The sequence below is a fragment of the Lichenibacterium ramalinae genome, from assembly GCF_004137085.1.
In the GTDB taxonomy this organism is placed as follows: Bacteria; Pseudomonadota; Alphaproteobacteria; order Rhizobiales; family Beijerinckiaceae; genus Lichenihabitans; species Lichenihabitans ramalinae.
In genome coordinates this window covers 1-16,067 of the sequence record NZ_QYBC01000021.1, presented here as the reverse complement: position 1 = coordinate 16,067, position 16,067 = coordinate 1, and the positions used below count along the sequence as shown (strand labels likewise).

The 16,067-nt window shown below is 72.6% G+C and carries 26 protein-coding genes; 14 read left to right on the top strand and 12 right to left on the bottom strand.

The features are described 5' to 3' along the window. Window positions 1–91: 91 nt before the first annotated feature. The 3 genes from D3272_RS21520 to D3272_RS21510 form a co-directional block, all read right to left on the bottom strand. Window positions 92–1,444 carry an ABC1 kinase family protein gene (locus D3272_RS21520; RefSeq protein ID WP_129221272.1) on the bottom strand — a complete coding sequence of 451 codons (1,353 nt, stop codon included), beginning with the start codon at window positions 1,442–1,444 and terminating at the stop codon, window positions 92–94. Window positions 1,445–1,552: 108 nt separating this feature from the next. Continuing rightward, window positions 1,553–1,894 carry a Grx4 family monothiol glutaredoxin gene (gene grxD / locus D3272_RS21515; RefSeq protein WP_129221271.1) on the bottom strand — a complete coding sequence of 114 codons (342 nt, stop codon included), beginning with the start codon at window positions 1,892–1,894 and terminating at the stop codon, window positions 1,553–1,555. Between the two features lie 96 nt (window positions 1,895–1,990). Beyond that, window positions 1,991–2,644, bottom strand: a complete 654-nt coding sequence (locus D3272_RS21510) for a cysteine hydrolase family protein (RefSeq protein ID WP_245496715.1) — start codon at window positions 2,642–2,644, stop codon at window positions 1,991–1,993. A 216-nt stretch (window positions 2,645–2,860) separates the two neighbouring features. Between D3272_RS21510 and D3272_RS21505 the strand changes: the two genes are divergently transcribed. Then, window positions 2,861–3,826 (top strand): NAD(P)-dependent oxidoreductase, encoded by a 966-nt coding sequence (locus tag D3272_RS21505; protein ID WP_129221269.1) that lies wholly within the window; start codon window positions 2,861–2,863, stop codon window positions 3,824–3,826. A 49-nt stretch (window positions 3,827–3,875) separates the two neighbouring features. Here D3272_RS21505 and D3272_RS21500 read toward each other — a convergent pair whose 3' ends face one another. Continuing rightward, complete coding sequence (locus D3272_RS21500; protein WP_129221268.1) at window positions 3,876–4,277, bottom strand: ester cyclase; 402 nt, start codon at window positions 4,275–4,277, stop codon at window positions 3,876–3,878. A gap of 204 nt (window positions 4,278–4,481) precedes the next feature. Between D3272_RS21500 and D3272_RS21495 the strand changes: the two genes are divergently transcribed. Continuing rightward, window positions 4,482–5,255 carry an SDR family NAD(P)-dependent oxidoreductase gene (locus D3272_RS21495; protein ID WP_129221267.1) on the top strand — a complete coding sequence of 258 codons (774 nt, stop codon included), beginning with the start codon at window positions 4,482–4,484 and terminating at the stop codon, window positions 5,253–5,255. 54 nt (window positions 5,256–5,309) lie between these two features. Here D3272_RS21495 and D3272_RS21490 read toward each other — a convergent pair whose 3' ends face one another. Further along, entirely contained in the window at window positions 5,310–5,879 is a 570-nt protein-coding gene (locus D3272_RS21490) for a TetR/AcrR family transcriptional regulator (protein ID WP_129221266.1), read from the bottom strand. A gap of 101 nt (window positions 5,880–5,980) precedes the next feature. Between D3272_RS21490 and D3272_RS21485 the strand changes: the two genes are divergently transcribed. From D3272_RS21485 to D3272_RS21475, 3 genes are all read left to right on the top strand, one after another. Then, window positions 5,981–6,361, top strand: a complete 381-nt coding sequence (locus D3272_RS21485) for a DUF4267 domain-containing protein (RefSeq protein WP_129221265.1) — start codon at window positions 5,981–5,983, stop codon at window positions 6,359–6,361. Window position 6,362: 1 nt separating this feature from the next. After that, window positions 6,363–6,683, top strand: coding sequence for a DoxX family protein (locus D3272_RS21480; RefSeq protein ID WP_129221264.1), 321 nt, complete (start codon window positions 6,363–6,365; stop codon window positions 6,681–6,683). Window positions 6,684–6,798: 115 nt separating this feature from the next. Beyond that, entirely contained in the window at window positions 6,799–7,449 is a 651-nt protein-coding gene (locus D3272_RS21475; RefSeq protein WP_129221263.1) for an HAD hydrolase-like protein, read from the top strand. Window positions 7,450–7,512: 63 nt separating this feature from the next. Here D3272_RS21475 and D3272_RS21470 read toward each other — a convergent pair whose 3' ends face one another. Beyond that, window positions 7,513–7,806: a hypothetical protein gene (locus D3272_RS21470; RefSeq protein ID WP_129221262.1), complete on the bottom strand. Its 294-nt coding sequence runs from the start codon at window positions 7,804–7,806 to the stop codon at window positions 7,513–7,515. A 223-nt stretch (window positions 7,807–8,029) separates the two neighbouring features. Here D3272_RS21470 and D3272_RS21465 point away from each other — a divergent pair, with 223 nt between their 5' ends. Then, the gene (locus D3272_RS21465; RefSeq protein ID WP_129221261.1) at window positions 8,030–8,311 is read left to right on the top strand and encodes a helix-turn-helix domain-containing protein; all 282 of its coding nucleotides are present in this window, start codon (window positions 8,030–8,032) and stop codon (window positions 8,309–8,311) included. A gap of 286 nt (window positions 8,312–8,597) precedes the next feature. Here D3272_RS21465 and D3272_RS21460 read toward each other — a convergent pair whose 3' ends face one another. Beyond that, window positions 8,598–9,020 (bottom strand): hypothetical protein, encoded by a 423-nt coding sequence (locus D3272_RS21460; protein ID WP_245496714.1) that lies wholly within the window; start codon window positions 9,018–9,020, stop codon window positions 8,598–8,600. Between the two features lie 122 nt (window positions 9,021–9,142). On the opposite strand from D3272_RS21460, the gene D3272_RS21455 reads away from it, so the two are divergent. Beyond that, window positions 9,143–9,376, top strand: coding sequence for a hypothetical protein (locus D3272_RS21455; protein WP_129221260.1), 234 nt, complete (start codon window positions 9,143–9,145; stop codon window positions 9,374–9,376). 26 nt (window positions 9,377–9,402) lie between these two features. Here D3272_RS21455 and D3272_RS21450 read toward each other — a convergent pair whose 3' ends face one another. After that, entirely contained in the window at window positions 9,403–9,603 is a 201-nt protein-coding gene (locus tag D3272_RS21450) for a hypothetical protein (RefSeq protein ID WP_129221259.1), read from the bottom strand. Window positions 9,604–10,064: 461 nt separating this feature from the next. Here D3272_RS21450 and D3272_RS21445 point away from each other — a divergent pair, with 461 nt between their 5' ends. From D3272_RS21445 to D3272_RS21435, 3 genes are all read left to right on the top strand, one after another. Continuing rightward, window positions 10,065–10,697, top strand: a complete 633-nt coding sequence (locus D3272_RS21445; RefSeq protein WP_129221258.1) for an NUDIX hydrolase — start codon at window positions 10,065–10,067, stop codon at window positions 10,695–10,697. Between the two features lie 334 nt (window positions 10,698–11,031). Further along, window positions 11,032–11,232: a hypothetical protein gene (locus D3272_RS21440; protein WP_129221257.1), complete on the top strand. Its 201-nt coding sequence runs from the start codon at window positions 11,032–11,034 to the stop codon at window positions 11,230–11,232. Between the two features lie 176 nt (window positions 11,233–11,408). After that, on the top strand, window positions 11,409–11,963 hold the full coding sequence (locus D3272_RS21435) for a hypothetical protein (RefSeq protein WP_129221256.1): 555 nt from the start codon (window positions 11,409–11,411) through the stop codon (window positions 11,961–11,963). A 6-nt stretch (window positions 11,964–11,969) separates the two neighbouring features. Here the strand turns inward: D3272_RS21435 and D3272_RS21430 are convergent, their stop codons facing one another. The 3 genes from D3272_RS21430 to D3272_RS21420 form a co-directional block, all read right to left on the bottom strand. Continuing rightward, entirely contained in the window at window positions 11,970–12,326 is a 357-nt protein-coding gene (locus tag D3272_RS21430) for a hypothetical protein (RefSeq protein ID WP_129221255.1), read from the bottom strand. Continuing rightward, window positions 12,323–12,568, bottom strand: coding sequence for a hypothetical protein (locus D3272_RS21425; protein WP_129221254.1), 246 nt, complete (start codon window positions 12,566–12,568; stop codon window positions 12,323–12,325). The genes D3272_RS21430 and D3272_RS21425 overlap by 4 nt, the downstream gene beginning before the upstream one ends. A gap of 76 nt (window positions 12,569–12,644) precedes the next feature. Next, the gene (locus D3272_RS21420; RefSeq protein WP_129221253.1) at window positions 12,645–13,583 is read right to left on the bottom strand and encodes a chemotaxis protein CheB; all 939 of its coding nucleotides are present in this window, start codon (window positions 13,581–13,583) and stop codon (window positions 12,645–12,647) included. Window positions 13,584–13,775: 192 nt separating this feature from the next. Between D3272_RS21420 and D3272_RS21415 the strand changes: the two genes are divergently transcribed. Further along, the gene (locus D3272_RS21415; RefSeq protein ID WP_129221252.1) at window positions 13,776–14,057 is read left to right on the top strand and encodes a DUF6894 family protein; all 282 of its coding nucleotides are present in this window, start codon (window positions 13,776–13,778) and stop codon (window positions 14,055–14,057) included. 90 nt (window positions 14,058–14,147) lie between these two features. On the opposite strand, the gene D3272_RS27480 is transcribed toward D3272_RS21415, so the two are convergent. Next, entirely contained in the window at window positions 14,148–14,324 is a 177-nt protein-coding gene (locus D3272_RS27480; RefSeq protein ID WP_165361459.1) for a hypothetical protein, read from the bottom strand. 75 nt (window positions 14,325–14,399) lie between these two features. Here D3272_RS27480 and D3272_RS21410 point away from each other — a divergent pair, with 75 nt between their 5' ends. The 3 genes from D3272_RS21410 to D3272_RS21400 all read left to right on the top strand — a co-directional run bounded on the left by D3272_RS21410 (window position 14,400) and on the right by D3272_RS21400 (window position 15,993). After that, window positions 14,400–14,846 (top strand): hypothetical protein, encoded by a 447-nt coding sequence (locus D3272_RS21410; protein WP_165361458.1) that lies wholly within the window; start codon window positions 14,400–14,402, stop codon window positions 14,844–14,846. Window positions 14,847–15,018: 172 nt separating this feature from the next. Continuing rightward, the gene (locus D3272_RS21405) at window positions 15,019–15,312 is read left to right on the top strand and encodes a hypothetical protein (protein ID WP_129221250.1); all 294 of its coding nucleotides are present in this window, start codon (window positions 15,019–15,021) and stop codon (window positions 15,310–15,312) included. A gap of 477 nt (window positions 15,313–15,789) precedes the next feature. Further along, window positions 15,790–15,993, top strand: coding sequence for a hypothetical protein (locus D3272_RS21400; RefSeq protein ID WP_129221249.1), 204 nt, complete (start codon window positions 15,790–15,792; stop codon window positions 15,991–15,993). Window positions 15,994–16,067 lie beyond the last annotated feature (74 nt).

Genomic DNA, 16,067 nt, shown 5'->3' with positions numbered 1-16,067 from the left:
TCTCCGTCACATTGCGGAGCGCCGCTGAACCTTCCCTTAAGGCTGCGGATCCAGGCGGCGTTCCGCGGGCCTCACCGGGGTCCCGCGATCGTCAGCGGGCGAGGCCGGTGTCCCGCAGCGCCGCCGCCTGCTTGTCGGCCAGGACCTGCTGGTCGAAGCCCGCGATGGCGGCGTTGAACTGGGCGTAGAAGTTGAGTTCCGCCTTGAGGTGCAGGAACACGGCGCCGAGCCCCACCGCGGCCCGGTCCATGAAGACGAACTCGCGCGGCACCGTGATGCCACCGTGCTTCTTCAGCGCCTGGTGGACCTGGAAGGCCTCCTTGCGGCCGTATTGGCCGGGCTCGACGCCGTTCGCCACGGTGCGGACGCGGTCGTCGAGGATCGGCCCGTAGATGAAGCCCGCCCAGATGTTCAGCGTCTCGATCAGCGGCCGGCTGAGATTCTTGAAGCCCCAGGTCTCGTAGGCGTGGACGATGCGGGCTTCGTCGCCCTGGCGCAGCCCCTCGTAGAGGTCGACGACGCCGCCGACGAACTTCGGCGGGAAGACCCGGATGCAGCCGTAGTCGAGCAGGTTGATGCCGTCGACCTGCGCCTCGTCGCCCCGCACCGTGTAGTTGCCGAGGTGCGGGTCGCCGTGGATGACGCCGTAATGGCTGAACGGCACCCACCAGGCCTTGAACATCGCGACCGCGATGCGGTTGCGGATGTCGAGCGGCGCGTCCTTGAAGCTGAGGAGCTTGCGGCCGTCGAGCCATTCCATGGTGAGGAGGCGGTCGGTGGACAGGTCCGCCTGCATCCGGGGCACCCGCACCTGGTCGACGCCGTCGAGCATCAGGCCGTAGAGGGCAGCGTGCTTGGCTTCGCGGCGATAGTCGAGTTCCTCGCGCAGCCGCTCGCCGATCTCCTTGATGGCTTCGCGCGCGTCGATGGCGGGGCTCATCCGGCGCTGGATGGCGAGCAGCACGTCGAGTTGCTTGAGGTCGGCCTCCACCGCCGAGGTCATGTCGGGATATTGCAGCTTGCAGGCGAGGGCGAGGCCGTCGTGCGAGACGGCGCGGTGCACCTGGCCGAGGGATGCCGCGGCGGCGGGCTTGAAGTCGAAGCTGGCGAAGCGGTTCTGCCAGTCGAGCCCGAGTTCGGCCGCCATGCGGCGGCGCACGAAGGCCGCGCCCATGGGGGGCGCCTCGTTCTGCAGCTTGGCGAGTTCCTCGGCATATTCGGCCGGGATGGCGTCCGGAATGGTCGAGAGCAACTGGGCGACCTTCATCAGCGGGCCCTTGAGGCCGCCGAGCGCCTTGGTCAGCGCCACCGCGTTGGCGGCATCGCTGTCGCCGCCGAACAGGCGCGTCCCCGCCATCCTGGCCGCCACGCCGCCGACGTTGGCGCCGACGCGTGCGTAGCGCGCCGCCCGGGCGGAGAAGCGGTTCTGTTCCTGGTCGGTCATGAGGTTCGCTGCCGGAGGGAGACGGACCCCAGATGTGTTGCGCGGCCCCGCCCTTGTCGAGGCCGCGCGGCATGCCTTTTGTCGCGGCGCCCCCCGGGCGCCCGGCCGTCAGCCGTTGGCGGTCTGCTTCACGGGGACGCCCGCCCCGGTGAAGTGGGTGGCGAGCTCGCCCGACTGGAACATCTCGCGGATGATGTCGCAGCCCCCCACGAACTCGCCCTTCACGTAGAGCTGCGGGATCGTCGGCCAGTTGGTGTATTCCTTGATGCCCTGGCGCAGTTCCGCATCGTCGAGCACGTTCACGCCCTTGTAGGGCACGCCGAGGTAGTCGAGGATCTGCACGCACTGGCCCGAGAACCCGCACATGGGGAACTGCGGCGTGCCCTTCATGAAGAGCACCACGTCGTTGTTCTTGACTTCCGTGTCGATCGTCTCGTGAGCGCTGGGCATCGTGTCGTCCTTTCGCGTCGCGGCGCGGCCCTGCCGCCACCCGCTTTCGGGCATCATATAGGATCGTCCTAAAACCGGCACTAGAGCCGTCCCGGCTCAGAACGCCACGGCGTCGATGCGGGTCAGCGTCGTGCGGGCCGCGACGCCCGGCGCATGGGCGAAGTGCCAGGCCACGTATTGCTCGGCATAGGGCTCCGTCGACGACAGGCCGTCCACCGGCACCACCACGTCGTAGCCGTGCAGCGCCGCATCGGTGCCGGTGTCGAGGACGGCGCCTTCGGCCGCCGTGCCGACGATGACCAGGGTCCTGGCCCCCCGCTTCGCCAGGATGTCGCCGAGCGCGGTGCCGATGAACTTGTCCGGCCCCGCCTTCACGACCGGCTCGCCCGGCGCCGGCGCCACGCCGGGCCGGATGTCGGCGGGGACGCCGTTGGCGCTGGTGCTGTGCACCACGGCGACGCCCGCCGCCCGCGCCCTGGCGATCAGGCCCGCCACGGCCGGGATGGTGGCGAGGCAGCGCGGCTTCGTGGCGGCGTTGCAGGGCCCGCTCGCGGCCTCCTCGTGGCCGTTGAAATCGAGGACCAGCAGGGCGGTGGTGCGGGCGTCGAGCCGGGCGGGCTTCAGCTCCGGCGCGGGCGGCACCGCCACGCTGCTCCAGCCGTCGACGATGGTGCCGGCGCGGCCCGGCGCGGCGCCGCAGAGGGCTGCCAGCAGGGAAGCGAGCAGGGGGACGAGGATGCGGGGCTTCACCTGGATCTCCTTCGGGGCGGCGCGCCATCCTACCATGCCGGCCGCGCGGCGCAGCGGAAGCCGATGTCGGCCGTGGCGCCGGCAAGCCGCCGCCGGGAATCCAGCCATGCCGGGGCGGTCGAGCGGCGCGGCGTCGGAGTCCCGGCCGCGTCGCGGCCGTGCTATGGCGCATCCGGGGCCCGATGCCCCGGCCTGACCAGGGACCGACGCCGCCGCATGAAGTGCCTCATCGTCCAACCCGTCCACGCCGATGGCCTGGAGATGCTGCGGGCCGCCGGCCTGGAACCGGTGATCTGCCCCGATGCCGCGCACGACACCGTGCTGGGGCTGCTGCCGGGCTGCACCGCCGCCATCACGCGCGACGCCGGCTTCCCGGCCGCCTGGTTCGCTGCCGCGGCGGGCCTGCGGGTGTTGGTCGTGCACGGCGCCGGGCACGACGCCGTCGACAAGGCCGCGGCGTCGCGGGCCGGCGTGCTGGTGTGCAACGCGCCCGGCCACAATGCCCGCTCGGTGTCGGAATTGGCGCTGGGCCTGGCGCTGGCGGCGGCGCGCCTCGTGCCCGCCGCGGACCGCGACGAGCGCGCGGGCCGGCCCGGCTTCCGCGAGCGCCACGGCTTCGCGGAACTATCGGGCAAGACCGCGCTGGTGGTGGGCTGGGGGGCGACGGGCTCCGGCCTCGGGCGCATGCTGGCGGCGGCGCTCGACATGCGGGTCCTGGTGCATTCGCCCCGCGCCGCCGGCACCGACGGGTTCACCCGCGTCGCGACGCTCGGCGACGGCCTGCGCCAGGCCGATCTCGTCTCGCTGCACACCCCGATGCGGCCGGAAACGCGGGGGCTGATCGGGCCCGCCACGCTGGCCGAGGTCAAGCCCGGCGCCATCCTGGTCAACACGGCCCGCGCCGGCCTCGTCGACGAGGACGCCCTGGCGGACGCCATCGCGCAGGGCCGCATCGCCGCCGCGGCGCTCGACGTCTACAGCCACGGCGCGCCGCAGGGCCCGCTCGGCACGACCGACCGCGTCATCTTCACGCCCCACCTCGGCGGCGCCACGGTGGAGGCGCTGAAGCGCATGGCGGTGGCTTCCGCCGGCACGGTGCTCGAGGCCCTGGCCGGCCGCACGCCCGCGACGGCCCTCAATGCCCCCGTCGGCGCCTATGCGGCGCCCGCTCCGAAGGGCTGATGCGAGCCGCGGCCACGCTGCCGGCCCCCTCGGCCGCCCGCGGCCCGCGTCAGGGCGCCGGGGTGGCGAGCTGCCGTTCGATCGCGCCGCGGTCGACCAGCGACCAGACCTCGGCGATCCTGCCGTCGGCGAAGCGGTAGATCACGTTCTCGGCGAAGGCGACCCGCCGCCCGTCGACCGGGAGGCCGAGGAAGCGCCCCTTCGGCGTGCAATCGAACAGCAGACGCGCCGCGACGTGGGGCGGCTCGGCGACCAGCAGCCCGATCTCGAAGCGCAGGTCCGGGATCTCGGCGACGTCGCGCTCCAGCATCGCCCGGTAGGTGGCGAGCCCGCGGCCCGCGGGATGGTGCACGACCGCGTCGCCGACAAACCGGTCGAGCCGCGCCCAGTCCCGCGCGTTGAGGCAGGCGATATAGGCCCGGTAAAGCTCGGCGAGGTCGGACGGCGTCATGGCTCTCGGTCTCCCGCTCGGGTTCGGCGACGGGCGCGAAGCGGCGCCGCCCTGCGGCCGACGCGCCCCGGCCCGGCAAGGCGAGCCGCGTCGCCCGTCGACGCGACGTGGCTTCAACGTCGACCCGGGGAGTCTTAAGATGGGGTTTCCGGCGCGGACGCGACCGGGGCGCGGCTTCGGCCGCAGCCGATGGGGGAGGACGCGATGTTTGCCGAAAAGCTGAGGTTGGACGGGCGCGTGGCGGTGGTGACGGGCGGCGGGCGCGGCATCGGCCTGTCCTGCGCCGAGGCGCTGTGCGAACACGGCGCCAGCGTGGTCATCGCCGATCTCGACGCCGGCATCGCCGAGCAGGGGCGGGACGAACTCCGGGCCAAGGGCCATGCCGTCGACATCCGCCAGGTCGACGTCACGCGCTCGGCCGAGGTCGATGCGCTCGCCGAGGCCGTGCTCGCCCGGCACGGCCGGGTCGACGTCCTCGTCGCCAATGCCGGCATCGCCCGCTCCGGGACGGCCGCCGAGGACGTGACGGACGAACACTGGACCGCCGTCAACGACGTCAACTACAACGGCGTCTTCTGGTGCGACCGCGCCTTCGCCCGGCCGATGCTGAAGGCCCGGCGCGGCGCCATCGTCAACATCGGCTCCATGTCGGGCCTCATCTGCAACAGGCCGCAGAAGCAGACCTATTACAACGCGTCCAAGGCCGCCGTGCACCAGCTGACGCGCTCGCTGGCCGCCGAGTGGGCCGACCGCGGCGTGCGGGTCAACGCGGTGGCGCCGACCTACGTCGAGACCCCGCTGACGCGGTTCGCCACGGAGGAGGGCGGCCTGCTCGATGCCTGGCTGCGCGACACCCCCATGGGGCGGCTCGGCCAGCCGGACGAGGTCGCCTCGGTGGTGCATTTCCTCGCCTCGGACGCCGCCAGCCTGATGACGGGCTCGGTCGTGGTGGTGGACGGCGGCTTCACCTGCTGGTGAGGCGCATTCCCGCCTGACCGGGCCGGCCGGTCGATCGAGCCGGCTTTCGTCGCTTCACCATCCGGCCATGCCGCCCACGAGCAGCGCCACGCGCTCGGCGCGGGCGCCCGGCCTGATCCGGCCCGAGCGCTCGAGTTCGGCCAACCCATGCAGCGCCGCCCAGAAGGTCTCGGTCGCGACGTCGGCATCGGCCGTCGCCGGCGCCACCACCGTGGCGAGCGCCGCGAAGGCCTCCTTCAGTTCCGGCCGGGTCTCGTTTTGCGCGAATGTCAGGCCGGTCGGCAGGTTGAACATGGCCTCGTAGAGTGCCGCATGCTGCCGGGCGAAGGCGAGATAGGCCAGGGCGACGGCTTCGACGGCTTCGCCCCGGCCGGTCGCCTGCAGCGCCGCCGCCTGCAGCGCCGCCGTCAGCTCCTGGAACCCCGCGAGCGCGACGGCGGCGACGATCGCCTCCCTGTTGTCGAAGTGCGAATACAGGACCGGCTGGCTGTGTTCGATCTCCTCCGCCAGGCGGCGGATCGTGACGGCACCCCAGCCTTCGCGCTCCGCGACGAGGCGCGCCGCCGCCACGATGCGCTGCCGGCGCTCGGCCCGCTGCCTGTCCTTCCTGTCGGCGATGCCCAAGCTGCGATCTCCCGGCGCCGGTCCGCCATGGGTCCGGACCATAGCAGAGCTTGACGATCTAGCATTGCTAGAATATCTAGGTGCCTGTCATGGAGGCGCGGATGCACTGGGCTGCGGATGGACTGGCGCTGATGCTGGCGCTCGCGATCGTCGCGATCGGCATCTGGTATGTGGCGCGCCCGAGGGGGGCGACCCGGGGCTTCGGCCTGCCGCTTCCCGAGGTGGGCCCGAACATCGCGGCTTGGCTCCGGCTCAAGGGGGTCCGCGACATCGTTTCGGGGCTGGTGGTGCTGGCCTGCATGGCGCGGGGCGAGCCGCGGGTCGTCGGCGTCGTCCTGCTCGTCGAGGCCCTCATCCCCTTGGGCGATATGCTGGTGGTCCTCACCGGTCGGGGTTCGGTGAGGCGGGCCGTCGGCATCCATGGGCTGACGGCCGTCCTGATGCTCCTGGCGGCCCTTCCCCTGACGATGCGGGAGGCCTGAGATGCCGCAGGCCGTCTCGATCTGGCTCCTCGTCGCCGGGCTCGCCGGCGCGGGGCTGTTCAACGCGGTCGGCACGCCGGCGACGCGGAGCGGCTTCGTCCGCTGGGGCTACCCCGCCTGGTGGGGCCTCGTGACCGGCGCGCTCGAGGTGGCGAGCGCGGTGCTCATCGCGCGTCCCGGCACCCGCGACGCGGGCCTCGTCCTCGGGGCGGCGATCGTCGCGGCCGCGGTCGTGACCGTCGCGCGTCACCGTGAATGGTCCCACCTCGCGCCGCTCGGGGTCTTCGCCGTCCTGCTGGCGCTGGCGGCGCTCCCGTCCTGACGGGGCGGCGCCCGGGACGCGGCGCGCCTTTTTGCGCTGGCGTGCGTCGGCGACGGCGTGACATAGCCTCCGCCTCCGACAGCCCGGTCCCGCGGGCGCCGACCGGAGGTCCCCGATGCGCCCACCCAGTTCCGTCCTGCTCGACCTCGACGGCACGCTCGTCGATTCCAAGCCCGGCATCGTGGCGAGCTACGACGCCGCGCTGCGCGACCTCGGCCACGTCCCGGACCCGGGCTTCGACCTCACCTTCGTGATCGGCCCGGTGCTGGGCGACGTGATGGGCGAGGTGCTGGCGCATTACGGCGACACGCGGGTGGACGAGGCGATCGCGGCCTACCGCCGCCACTACGGCGAAACCGGCATCTTCGGCGTCGCGCCCTACGAGGGCGTCCCGGCGCTGCTCGACACGCTGCGGGCGGGCGGCGCGGCGCTGTACCTCGCCACCTCCAAACGCACGGCCTTCGCGGCCCGCATCCTCGAACACCTCGGCTTGATCGGCCATTTCGCCGGCGTCTACGGCTCCGAGCCCGACGGCTTCCGCGACCACAAGCCCGAACTCATCGCCGACATCGTGAAGCGGCACGGCCTGCGGCCCGACGAGTCCGTGATGGTGGGCGACCGGCGCTACGACGTCGTCGGCGCCCATGCCAACGGGCTGCGCGCCGTGGGCGCCCTGTGGGGATACGGCGGACGCGAGGAACTCGAGGCGGCGGGGGTCGACCTCCTGGCCGACAGCCCCGCCGCCCTGGCACGCCTGCTGGCCTGACGGTTCGCCAGGCCGACACCGCGCTCCGGGACCGTGCCACGGCGCGGCCGCCGGCCCCGACGCCTATTGGCCCGCCTTGGTGATGCCGGGCGGGGTCGTGTCGCCCTTGAGCGGCACCGTGCCGGCGTTGGCCGCCCCGGCGGGGGCCGCGGGGCTGCTGCCGCCGGCCGGGCGCGGCGCCGTCCCGGGGTCGGCCGGCGCGCGCGTCTCGTTGCCGATCTGCGGCGCCGAAGGGGCGGTGGGCGGCGGTGCCGCGGTGGACTGCGCCCGGGCGGCGCCGAGGCCCGCCGCCGACAGGGCCAGCCCAAGCAGCAGGGCACGGGCGAGGCCCGCCGTGGGTTGCTGGAGGTTCGGCATGCGTGGGATCTCCGACCGGCATCCGCGACGGGGCCGGCACGCCGCTCAACGGCCGGCATCGGAGCCGGGTCCCCCGGCCACCGGCGAGCCACCGTGGCTTCACCGCCCGTCATCGTTCCTCAATAAGGGAATCGGGAGGTCGCGATGCGTTTTGGAGACGCAGCGCTATGGCGCGCGGCCTCCGGGGTGGCAATATGGCGGGTCTCACAGCCCGAGGCGTTCCATGTTCCCATACAAGATCCGCCGCTCGACCGACGAGGCCCGGGTCGGCAGGTCCATCCGGCGGGCCAGGCTGGTCGAGGGGATGTCGCAGGCCTCCCTCGCCATGCGGATCGGGATCGGCCTCGAAGAGCTGCAGGGCTACGAGATGGGCGCGCTGTGCATCCCCAACGCCGTGCTGGCCGCCGTCGCCGACTGCCTGGACATCCCGGTCTCCAGACTGTTCGGCTCCGTTCAGGACATGGAGGAGGCGAGCCGGCCCACCCCGTCGCCCCGGCTGCACTGACGCGCCCGAGGGCCGCGCACCGTCGTCGGCGAAATGTGACAACCACATGACGGCTTGTTGTTTTGGGCATGGCTTGCTGGGAAATAGCGGGCAGCCATGCAGTAATAACAGGTGCGGGCCTCGTGATCATGTCGTATACGCAGAGCGCGCTTTCGAGCGTATGCCCTTCTTGGGCGTTTCCTCCCTAGACTTGGGCCGCTCGCCGAAAGGCTGAGCGGCCTCTTTCTTTGGCGGGACGGCGTCGGGTCTGGGTGGAGTGCCGCCGGTCCCCGGTCTCCAAGTCGCGTCAGGCACGAAAGCCCCGGGGGCGGGTCGCCGCAGCCCGGTCCGGGCGGGTTCTTTCGGCAGTCCCGTCGCGGTCGGACGGCGCCACGGCCGCATACCATTCGGCATAGGGCGTGGTCCGGGCCATGTGTCGGTTGAGGTCCGGCGCACCATCCGTCCACCACACCGGCCCGCGTTCGCCGAGCCCGTGCTTCGCCAGGTCGACCGCGGCGCGGGCCGCGGCCTCGGCCTCCGGATCCCGGGTCCGCTTCGCCGCCGCCACGCCGCGGCGGGCCGTCATCAAGGCGTGGACGAGCCGCTCGCGCTCGGCCTCGGGCAGGGCCGGGTCGGCGCGGCGCCACAGGCGTCCCCGCACGACGAGGTAACGGCCGTCCGGCGTCACGGGAGCGGGGCGGGCCGCCTCGGCGGGCAGGGGAGTGGGCATGCGGTGCAAGTCTTCCTTTTCGAACGAGCCACATGAGACCAAGCTCATAAAGCAACGCAGGCCCGCCAGGGCCGTTATAGATCCGATGGTGCTGCCTCCCGCAGCCCTCGACGGAGAACGGCATGCGTCACTTCATCATCTCTGCTGTGTGCGCCGGAGCCCTGCTGGTGGCGCCGACCGTGGCCGAGGCCCGCGGCTGCATCAAGGGTGCGCTGGTCGGCGGCCTGGCCGGCCACGCGGTCGGCCACGGCGTGCTGGGGGCCGTCGGCGGATGCCTGGCGGGTCGCGCCATCTCGAAGCGGAGCCGCGTCGGAAACTACCGCTACGGCCGCAGGATCGCGCCGGCCTATCGCTGAGCGTCCGTGAAGGGATGCTCCCCTCCTCAGGACGGCCGGTGCCTCCGGTAGCGTTTGATGGGGGAGGAATGGTGCCGCGCCCCGGCGGAGATGGACCGCTGGGTCGTGGTGGTGATGGCGGACCCGGCCGGTGCCGCCGCGACGTCGGCGGCGGCGAGGAGCCCGGCCACGGCGACGAAGCAGAGGACCAGATGGCGGCCGGAGGCCGGAGGGGCTGCTGGACGCATGGTCGGGACCTCGCGCAGGCGGTGGTGCGGCACCGCGGGGACGCTGCAGCTTGCACCCATCCGCCCGCCGATGCCACTGACGCCGCGGGCGACCCAAAGCGCCGAGTTCGGGTCGACGTGGAAGCGTCGGGAGCGCCCTTCTCCCGCTGGCGGGAGAAGGTGGCGCCGCGCAGCGGCGTCGGATGAGGGTGGGAGCCCCGCGCAGGCTCCGTGCATCGACGCTTTGGCGTTTCACCCCGTCGTGACCCCTCATCCGGCGCTTCGCGCCACCGTCTCCCCAGAGGGGAGAAGGGCGAAACGGCACCGTCGACCTGAGTTCGGCGACCCGGCGGGCGACCGGCGGGGCGAGCCGGCCGTCCGTGCGGGAGCGCCGACGATGTGCGACCGTTGCCCCGTATGGGCGGCAAGCGCTTCCGCTCTCGGCGGATCCGCTCCCGCCGCGGGCCGACCAGGAGAACGCCATGACCGAACGCCAGGACAAGGCCCTGACCGCCGCCGAGGTGACGATGCTGGAGGGGTTGCTGGCCAAGGTCAGCGGAAGCGGCGGCGACCTGCCCTGGCCGCTGTTCCGCTTCGTCACCGAGGTCGCGGCGACGAGCAACATCGACCTCCTGGTGCGCGACGCCGACGCAGGCGTGCTCCTCGCCTGGCGGGACGACCCTTTCGGGACCGGCTGGCACGTGCCCGGCAGCATCATCCGCCACCGGGAAGAGATCGGCCACCGCATCGCGGCCTGCGCCCGCGAGGAGTTCGGCTGCGACGTGGCGGTGACCGGCGGTGTCGTCGCCGTCGTGCAGATCTTCGACGACCGCGGCCACTCGGTCTCGCTGTGCTATCCGGCACGGCTCTGCGGCGAGCCGGGCCGCCGCGTCCTCGCGGCCGGCGAGGTGCCGCGGGCGGGAGACCTGCGCTGGTTCGCGACCTGTCCGGACCACCTCTATCCCAGCCACGGCGTGTACCGGGAGGTTCTGGCGGCGCTCGCCGGCGGGATGCCGGGGGAGGGCGCGCCCCTGTTCACCCAGCATGTCGGGCGGCGCGACGCCGCTTCGGCCTCGCCGAAGGGCTGGATCGACCCGGACGTCGCGCTGGCCTGAGGTCCGTGAACGAGCGCCCCATGCCCGACATCGCAGGGAAACGTTTCGCGGTTTTCCGCGGCCGTTCCGGCGCAGGTGCGAGACCTTCGCGGGCTCCGAGGCCGTCTCGCACTGCCGTCCAGGCCCGCGGCGTTGACGGCGCGCCGGCCCGGGCGACCTGCCGGCTGGTGGAATGGCACGCCTGCGCGGGCCCGGCTTGCCCCGGCCGCAGGCCTGTGGTGGGTTCCGCTCGGCGGCGCCCGACAGGCCCGCTTCACCGTCCGTGCGCGTCGTGTGTGGTCGTGCGGCAGTGATCCACCCATCGGGCGATCCCAGCCCTAAGAAGGAAGATCCCATGTCCTATCGGATCATGGCCCGGACGACCGAAAGGTCGACCGGCATCACCCGCCCCACCGCCCTCCAGGCGCTGCAGGCCGTCCGCAGCCTGTCCGGCGACGGGTTCCGCTTGACGGCCATCATCGACGACGACGGCGACGCCGTCCCGGTCGAAAAACTCGAGGAACTCGCGCGGAGCGAGGACCGGCACGCCCGGTGACGGGCGTCCGTTGACGGGCTTGGGCCGCAGGCGGCCTTGCACGGAGGTCCGCCGACAACGCAGCGGATGGAAACCGGGCCGAGGCAGGCCCGGCTTCCATCCCCGGTAGGTCGTTTAACCGCCCATTAACCATGCCGGCACGAAGATGCGGGGGTTGAGGCAGGGCGGGGACGGCGATGATGGAGAGTGCCTTCGGACGCGACAGGGGAGGCGACGTGCTCGACCTCGCGCATCTGGCGGAGATCGGGACCTTCATGGACCGGGTCTTCCACCCGCGGGAGCGCCCCGAGGTGGCACCGCCGGCCGCGGTGGCGGCCCTCGAGGGACCTTCGGGCGAGCCCGAGGGCTTCGACGGGCTCCTCCACAAGGCGTCGCGGGCCATCGAGATCCTGGCCACGCGCTGTGAGATCCTGGAACACGATCTCGCCGAGGCGGGCGAGCGCGCCGCCGAGCACGAGCAGACGAGCGAGCGATGGAAGTCCATCGCGGTGGAGTTGCGGACGCAGGCGTCCTTTCACCGCAAGGAGATCGACGAGCTGAAGGCGCGCTCGGAACTGGTCGAAGCCCAGGTCCTGCTGCTCGAAGCCGCCACCATGGAAGCGCGGGAGCGCGTGGCGGCCGCCGATGCCCGCTCGACGCGGCTGCAGGGCCAGGTTGTGGCCGCCTTCGGCCGCAAGTCGCCGATCCATTCCGTCCTGCAGTCCATCACCCTGCGGGAAGCCGCCGAATAGCCCGGGTCAGGGCCGCGCGGCCGGGAGGCCGGCGGAGAGGCGCGCCCGGGCTTCGGCGCTCGTCAGGCTCTCGTCGGCGAGCTGCCGGTTCAGGCCCTCGCCGAGGTCCTCGAGGCTCGCCCGGCCCGCGTCCTCGGCCCCGACGTTCCCCCGCGTGATGAGCTTGCGGATGCAGGCCCAGGCATCGGTGAAGCCGGGGTTCACCGCCATGCACTGGTGGGTGGCGCTGGCGAAGGCGCCGCCGTCCTCCGGTGCGGTGGCGCAGGCCGCCAGCGCGACGGCCAGCAGGCCGCAGGTGATGAACGGTCGGGGCGGGATCCCACCGGCCCGGGGCACGGGCGGCGGCGCCGCGACCCTCGTCACGGGCGGTCCGGCATAGGTCTGGCGCGCAGGGACTTGGCCCTGCCGACGGCCCGCGCCGTGCCGATCGGCATGAGGTCCACCCCGGCCGCCATCAGGTCGGCACGCCTGGCGACGGCGCCAGCGGTTCCGGCCCCGGGCGCGAACGCGACCGCAGCGGGTGCCAGGCCTCTCGGCAGCGAGACGGCGCCGACCGCGACGGCCGTCAAGGTGAAGAGGGTCAGCCACTCGCTGCGGAAGCGCATCTGCCTTTGCCTTGGTTCATGAAACCTTCGATTCGGATCCGCATCATGGGCCGAGAGCGTTAGTGAAGGCTCAACTTCAGGGCAGCGCCCCCAGGGCCGCCCCGCGCAGCACGTCGGCGTAGCCCCGGAGCTCCCCGGCCCGGGCGTCGAAGTCGCCGGCGGACTTCACGCGGTTCATGCGTCTCGCATCCTCCGCCATGCGCTCGATCAGGACGGCGCGTTCCTCGACGATCCGCAGCGCCACCCGGATGGCCTCGTCGACGGCGACCTGACAGTGGGGCCGTGGCGGTGGATCGGCCTCGATGTCGGACAGGGGCCCGAAGCCATCTGGGCAGGCCAGGGCCACGGGCTCGCCCATGGCCGAGATCGTGCCGGACAGGCAGGGCCGCCCGAGCGCGATGTCGATCTCGAGCGCGATGCGGCGGGGCACCGGCACGCGAGGGCCCGGCGCCTCGCCCACCAGCGTGGCCAGCAGGGACGGGAGGTTCTTCAGCGAGGCGCGATGATCCACCTCGCTCGCCTGCAGGGCGCCGAACGGCATGTCCGGAACGGTCGCGTCGAGCGGGTTTTCCACCACGGTGACGCCGCCGCACCGCTTCAGGTCCGCCAGGCCCGCCGCGCCGTCGTTCAGCCGGCCGCTGAGCAAGACCCCGATGGCGGCCGGCCCGTAGCTCTCCGCCACGGAGCGGAACAGGGGATCGATGGCCGGCCGCGCCATGTTCTCGCGCGGTCCCCGGCCGAGCCGCACGACGCCGTCGACGACCAGGAGGTGGTGGCCGGCCGGGCCCACGTAGACGTGGCCCGGCTGCACGCTCTGCCCGTCGGCCGCGGTCTCGACCCGCAAGGGGCAGAGCCCGTCGAGGATGCCGGCCAGCAGGTTGCGGCCGTCCGCGCCCACATGCAGGACGACGAGCACCGCCGCCGCCAGGTCGGGCGGGAGCCCGGCGCAGAGCGTCTTCAACCCTTCGACGGCACCGGTGGACCCGCCCACCGCGATCACGCTGCGCTGCCCCATGTGACGCTCCGATCAAGGCGGCAACGCGCTCCCGACGATGGGGGTTTGACCGGCCTCGCGCCGGGCCCGGCGGCCGCCACGCCCGCGCCTCCCCGCGGGGCTGGCGTGTTCACCGGTTCGTGTGTTGCGCGCCGACCCGTAACCTTCTAGCCACGCCGGCCGAAGCCAGGGTTCTGGGCGCCGAGAGTGAGAGTGGATGTGCCGCGATTCTTCTTCGACACGCATGACGGCCGGGACGGGTTCCGAGACGAGGTCGGTGTCGAACTGCCGAAGGCCGACGACGTGGCCCACGAGGCCTTCGGCCTGCTGCGCGACCTGAGCCACCACGCGATGCCGCGCGGCGAGACGGTGCTGTCCACCTCCGTCCGCGACCGTGACGGGACCGTGGTGTTCCGTGCCACCATGACGATCGTCATCGACCAGGACCCTCGACCGCCGGGCGGCGAGCCGCGGGTGCCCGGCGGCGAACCGTGAAGGCGAGGAGCAGGCGCCTTCGGCCGGTCCGGCGCCCGACGCCGGCGCGCCGGGCTGGGCTGACCGGCGGCCGAGCGGGGCAGGGCGCCGTCAGGCGCGGCGCCACGTCCCCTTCTTGATGTCGAAGGCCAGCTTTCCCTCGCCGCGCATCTTCATCAGCAGGACCTGCAGGGACTCGGTCGAGCCGCCGGGGTCGGTCGCCTGCAGGATGGAATAAAGCTTCCTCGGCTTGTCCAGGGCGGCCAGGACCGCGTCTTCAGTCACCATCGTCTCGCTTCCACGACCGTTCCGACGGCAGGGCAACGCCTGCCGGGCGCGATGGGTCGACCGTCACGCCAGACTTTGTACCGGGCTGCCGGTCACCTGCAGGCGCTCGCCGCGGTCGCCGTGGTCGCTCCGGCGGGACCCGGAGCCGCGGGCGAACTGTTCGGCGTCACCGCCACCACGGCGTCGAAGGGCGTCCGCCCGGCGGAGCCCCGCAACCCGCCACGGACGGAGGCCGTTTCTCCCGGCGAGGTCGCTCGCGCCCGTGCGCGGGAGGCCGGCGGCGACGGAGACCAGCATGGACCAGGACCAGGACCAGGACCGGGATCGCCCCGGGGGTCGGCGCCCGACCCCGTCGCGGACCGTCCCACGGCGACCATCGACGCCGACCGTGCCGCCGATGCCGCCCCGGAACAGTTCCAGCCGGGCGAGGACCTCAAAGCCCGCCAGGATCGATTGCTCGACGAAGCCCTGCAGGAAAGCTTCCCCGGCAGCGACCCGATCTCGCCCTGCCAGATCGCCTGACACCCTCGCTGCCCGGTATCGGTCACGCGGCGGCAGGCCTGAGGCACCAAAATGCCATGCCGGACAAGTGACGGCGACAGAGTATAAAATATAATTTAGGGTCACTCGCGCCTCTCCGCCGCAACATCGACTTGTCAGAGGCATTGGATCGTTTTCTGATCTGGAGATGATCATGACGATGCTCAGAATGACGGCGATGGCTGCGCTCCTGGCGGGGCCGGTCGTGGGGATGTCTTTGCCGGCTCGGGCGGCGACGGCTCACAACAGCCAGGCGGGCGAGTTCGGCGCCAGCAGCAACCCGACGAGCTCCACTCCCGCCTCGCGCCGCGTTCGGCACGCCTCCAAGGCCGCCGTCACCGCGCCCGAGACCGACCGCGACGCCGGCATGTATGTGGTGAAGCCGGAGTCGGCGCCGGAATCCTTCGGCCATGCGACCGGCTCGGATGGGTCGATGACCTCCGAGTGAGGCCGTCCGCGGTCGAGCCCGGAACACGGGTCGGCCCGCGCTCGGTGAAGGCCGCAGCCGTCCGGCGCGTGCTCTGCGGCACGGCCGGCGTCGTCGGCCGGGAGGAGCCCGGCCACGACCGCGAAAAAGGGCGAAGCGCGAGAACGCTTCCGCCGCCGGCGCATTCGCTCCAACTCCCAATCGAGAGCAGTCCCATCGGCTCGGCGTCGCCGAGGCCAGTCCGGGAAAGTCGAGACCGCTCTCGACGCTATGCCGCGACGGCCTGCCCGCGGTCCCGCTCCATGTGCGGAGCGTCGCTCCCGAAACGCACGATGGCGTCGCCGAAACCGAGCGCGGTCCGGCCTCTCGGCGACCTGCCGTCCCCGAACTCCGGTTCATCGTCCAGACAGGTGGGATGCGGTTGAAGTCTCGGCACCCCGCAACCGGGGTCTGCCAGGGGCTGCAGACCCCGCGCGAGGGCGATCAGGGGAGCGATCGGTGCTGGATGTCGATGCCGAGCGCCTGCGTCAACTCGCGGCGCTGTATCTTGACGGTCACGACGTGGAGGACCTGCCCGTCCTCGCCGTCCCGGAGGTGAGGGCCATCGCGGCGCGCGCCCTCGACGATCCCCGCAGCGTCACGCCGGCCGAACTGGCGGCGATCGCGCTCTTCGCGATCAGGACGGGCGAGACCGGTCATTGAAAAGCCCGGCAGAGCCGGGCTTTCCGAGTGCGAGATTGTGCTTGGCGTCGCTCAGAAGTCGCGCTCGGCGCGGA

What these genes read in the sequence shown, in the direction of transcription:
- D3272_RS21520 (WP_129221272.1), bottom strand. Translation starts at nt 1,444, where the DNA reads ATGACCGACCAGGAACAGAACCGCTTCTCCGCCCGGGCGGCGCGCTAC.
- grxD (WP_129221271.1), bottom strand. Translation starts at nt 1,894, where the DNA reads ATGCCCAGCGCTCACGAGACGATCGACACGGAAGTCAAGAACAACGAC.
- D3272_RS21505 (WP_129221269.1), top strand. Translation starts at nt 2,861, where the DNA reads ATGAAGTGCCTCATCGTCCAACCCGTCCACGCCGATGGCCTGGAGATG.
- D3272_RS21500 (WP_129221268.1), bottom strand. Translation starts at nt 4,277, where the DNA reads ATGACGCCGTCCGACCTCGCCGAGCTTTACCGGGCCTATATCGCCTGC.
- D3272_RS21495 (WP_129221267.1), top strand. Translation starts at nt 4,482, where the DNA reads ATGTTTGCCGAAAAGCTGAGGTTGGACGGGCGCGTGGCGGTGGTGACG.
- D3272_RS21485 (WP_129221265.1), top strand. Translation starts at nt 5,981, where the DNA reads ATGCACTGGGCTGCGGATGGACTGGCGCTGATGCTGGCGCTCGCGATC.
- D3272_RS21480 (WP_129221264.1), top strand. Translation starts at nt 6,363, where the DNA reads ATGCCGCAGGCCGTCTCGATCTGGCTCCTCGTCGCCGGGCTCGCCGGC.
- D3272_RS21475 (WP_129221263.1), top strand. Translation starts at nt 6,799, where the DNA reads ATGCGCCCACCCAGTTCCGTCCTGCTCGACCTCGACGGCACGCTCGTC.
- D3272_RS21470 (WP_129221262.1), bottom strand. Translation starts at nt 7,806, where the DNA reads ATGCCGAACCTCCAGCAACCCACGGCGGGCCTCGCCCGTGCCCTGCTG.
- D3272_RS21465 (WP_129221261.1), top strand. Translation starts at nt 8,030, where the DNA reads ATGTTCCCATACAAGATCCGCCGCTCGACCGACGAGGCCCGGGTCGGC.
- D3272_RS21460 (WP_245496714.1), bottom strand. Translation starts at nt 9,020, where the DNA reads ATGCCCACTCCCCTGCCCGCCGAGGCGGCCCGCCCCGCTCCCGTGACG.
- D3272_RS21455 (WP_129221260.1), top strand. Translation starts at nt 9,143, where the DNA reads ATGCGTCACTTCATCATCTCTGCTGTGTGCGCCGGAGCCCTGCTGGTG.
- D3272_RS21450 (WP_129221259.1), bottom strand. Translation starts at nt 9,603, where the DNA reads ATGCGTCCAGCAGCCCCTCCGGCCTCCGGCCGCCATCTGGTCCTCTGC.
- D3272_RS21445 (WP_129221258.1), top strand. Translation starts at nt 10,065, where the DNA reads ATGACCGAACGCCAGGACAAGGCCCTGACCGCCGCCGAGGTGACGATG.
- D3272_RS21440 (WP_129221257.1), top strand. Translation starts at nt 11,032, where the DNA reads ATGTCCTATCGGATCATGGCCCGGACGACCGAAAGGTCGACCGGCATC.
- D3272_RS21435 (WP_129221256.1), top strand. Translation starts at nt 11,409, where the DNA reads ATGATGGAGAGTGCCTTCGGACGCGACAGGGGAGGCGACGTGCTCGAC.
- D3272_RS21425 (WP_129221254.1), bottom strand. Translation starts at nt 12,568, where the DNA reads ATGCGCTTCCGCAGCGAGTGGCTGACCCTCTTCACCTTGACGGCCGTC.
- D3272_RS21420 (WP_129221253.1), bottom strand. Translation starts at nt 13,583, where the DNA reads ATGGGGCAGCGCAGCGTGATCGCGGTGGGCGGGTCCACCGGTGCCGTC.
- D3272_RS27480 (WP_165361459.1), bottom strand. Translation starts at nt 14,324, where the DNA reads ATGGTGACTGAAGACGCGGTCCTGGCCGCCCTGGACAAGCCGAGGAAG.
- D3272_RS21405 (WP_129221250.1), top strand. Translation starts at nt 15,019, where the DNA reads ATGACGATGCTCAGAATGACGGCGATGGCTGCGCTCCTGGCGGGGCCG.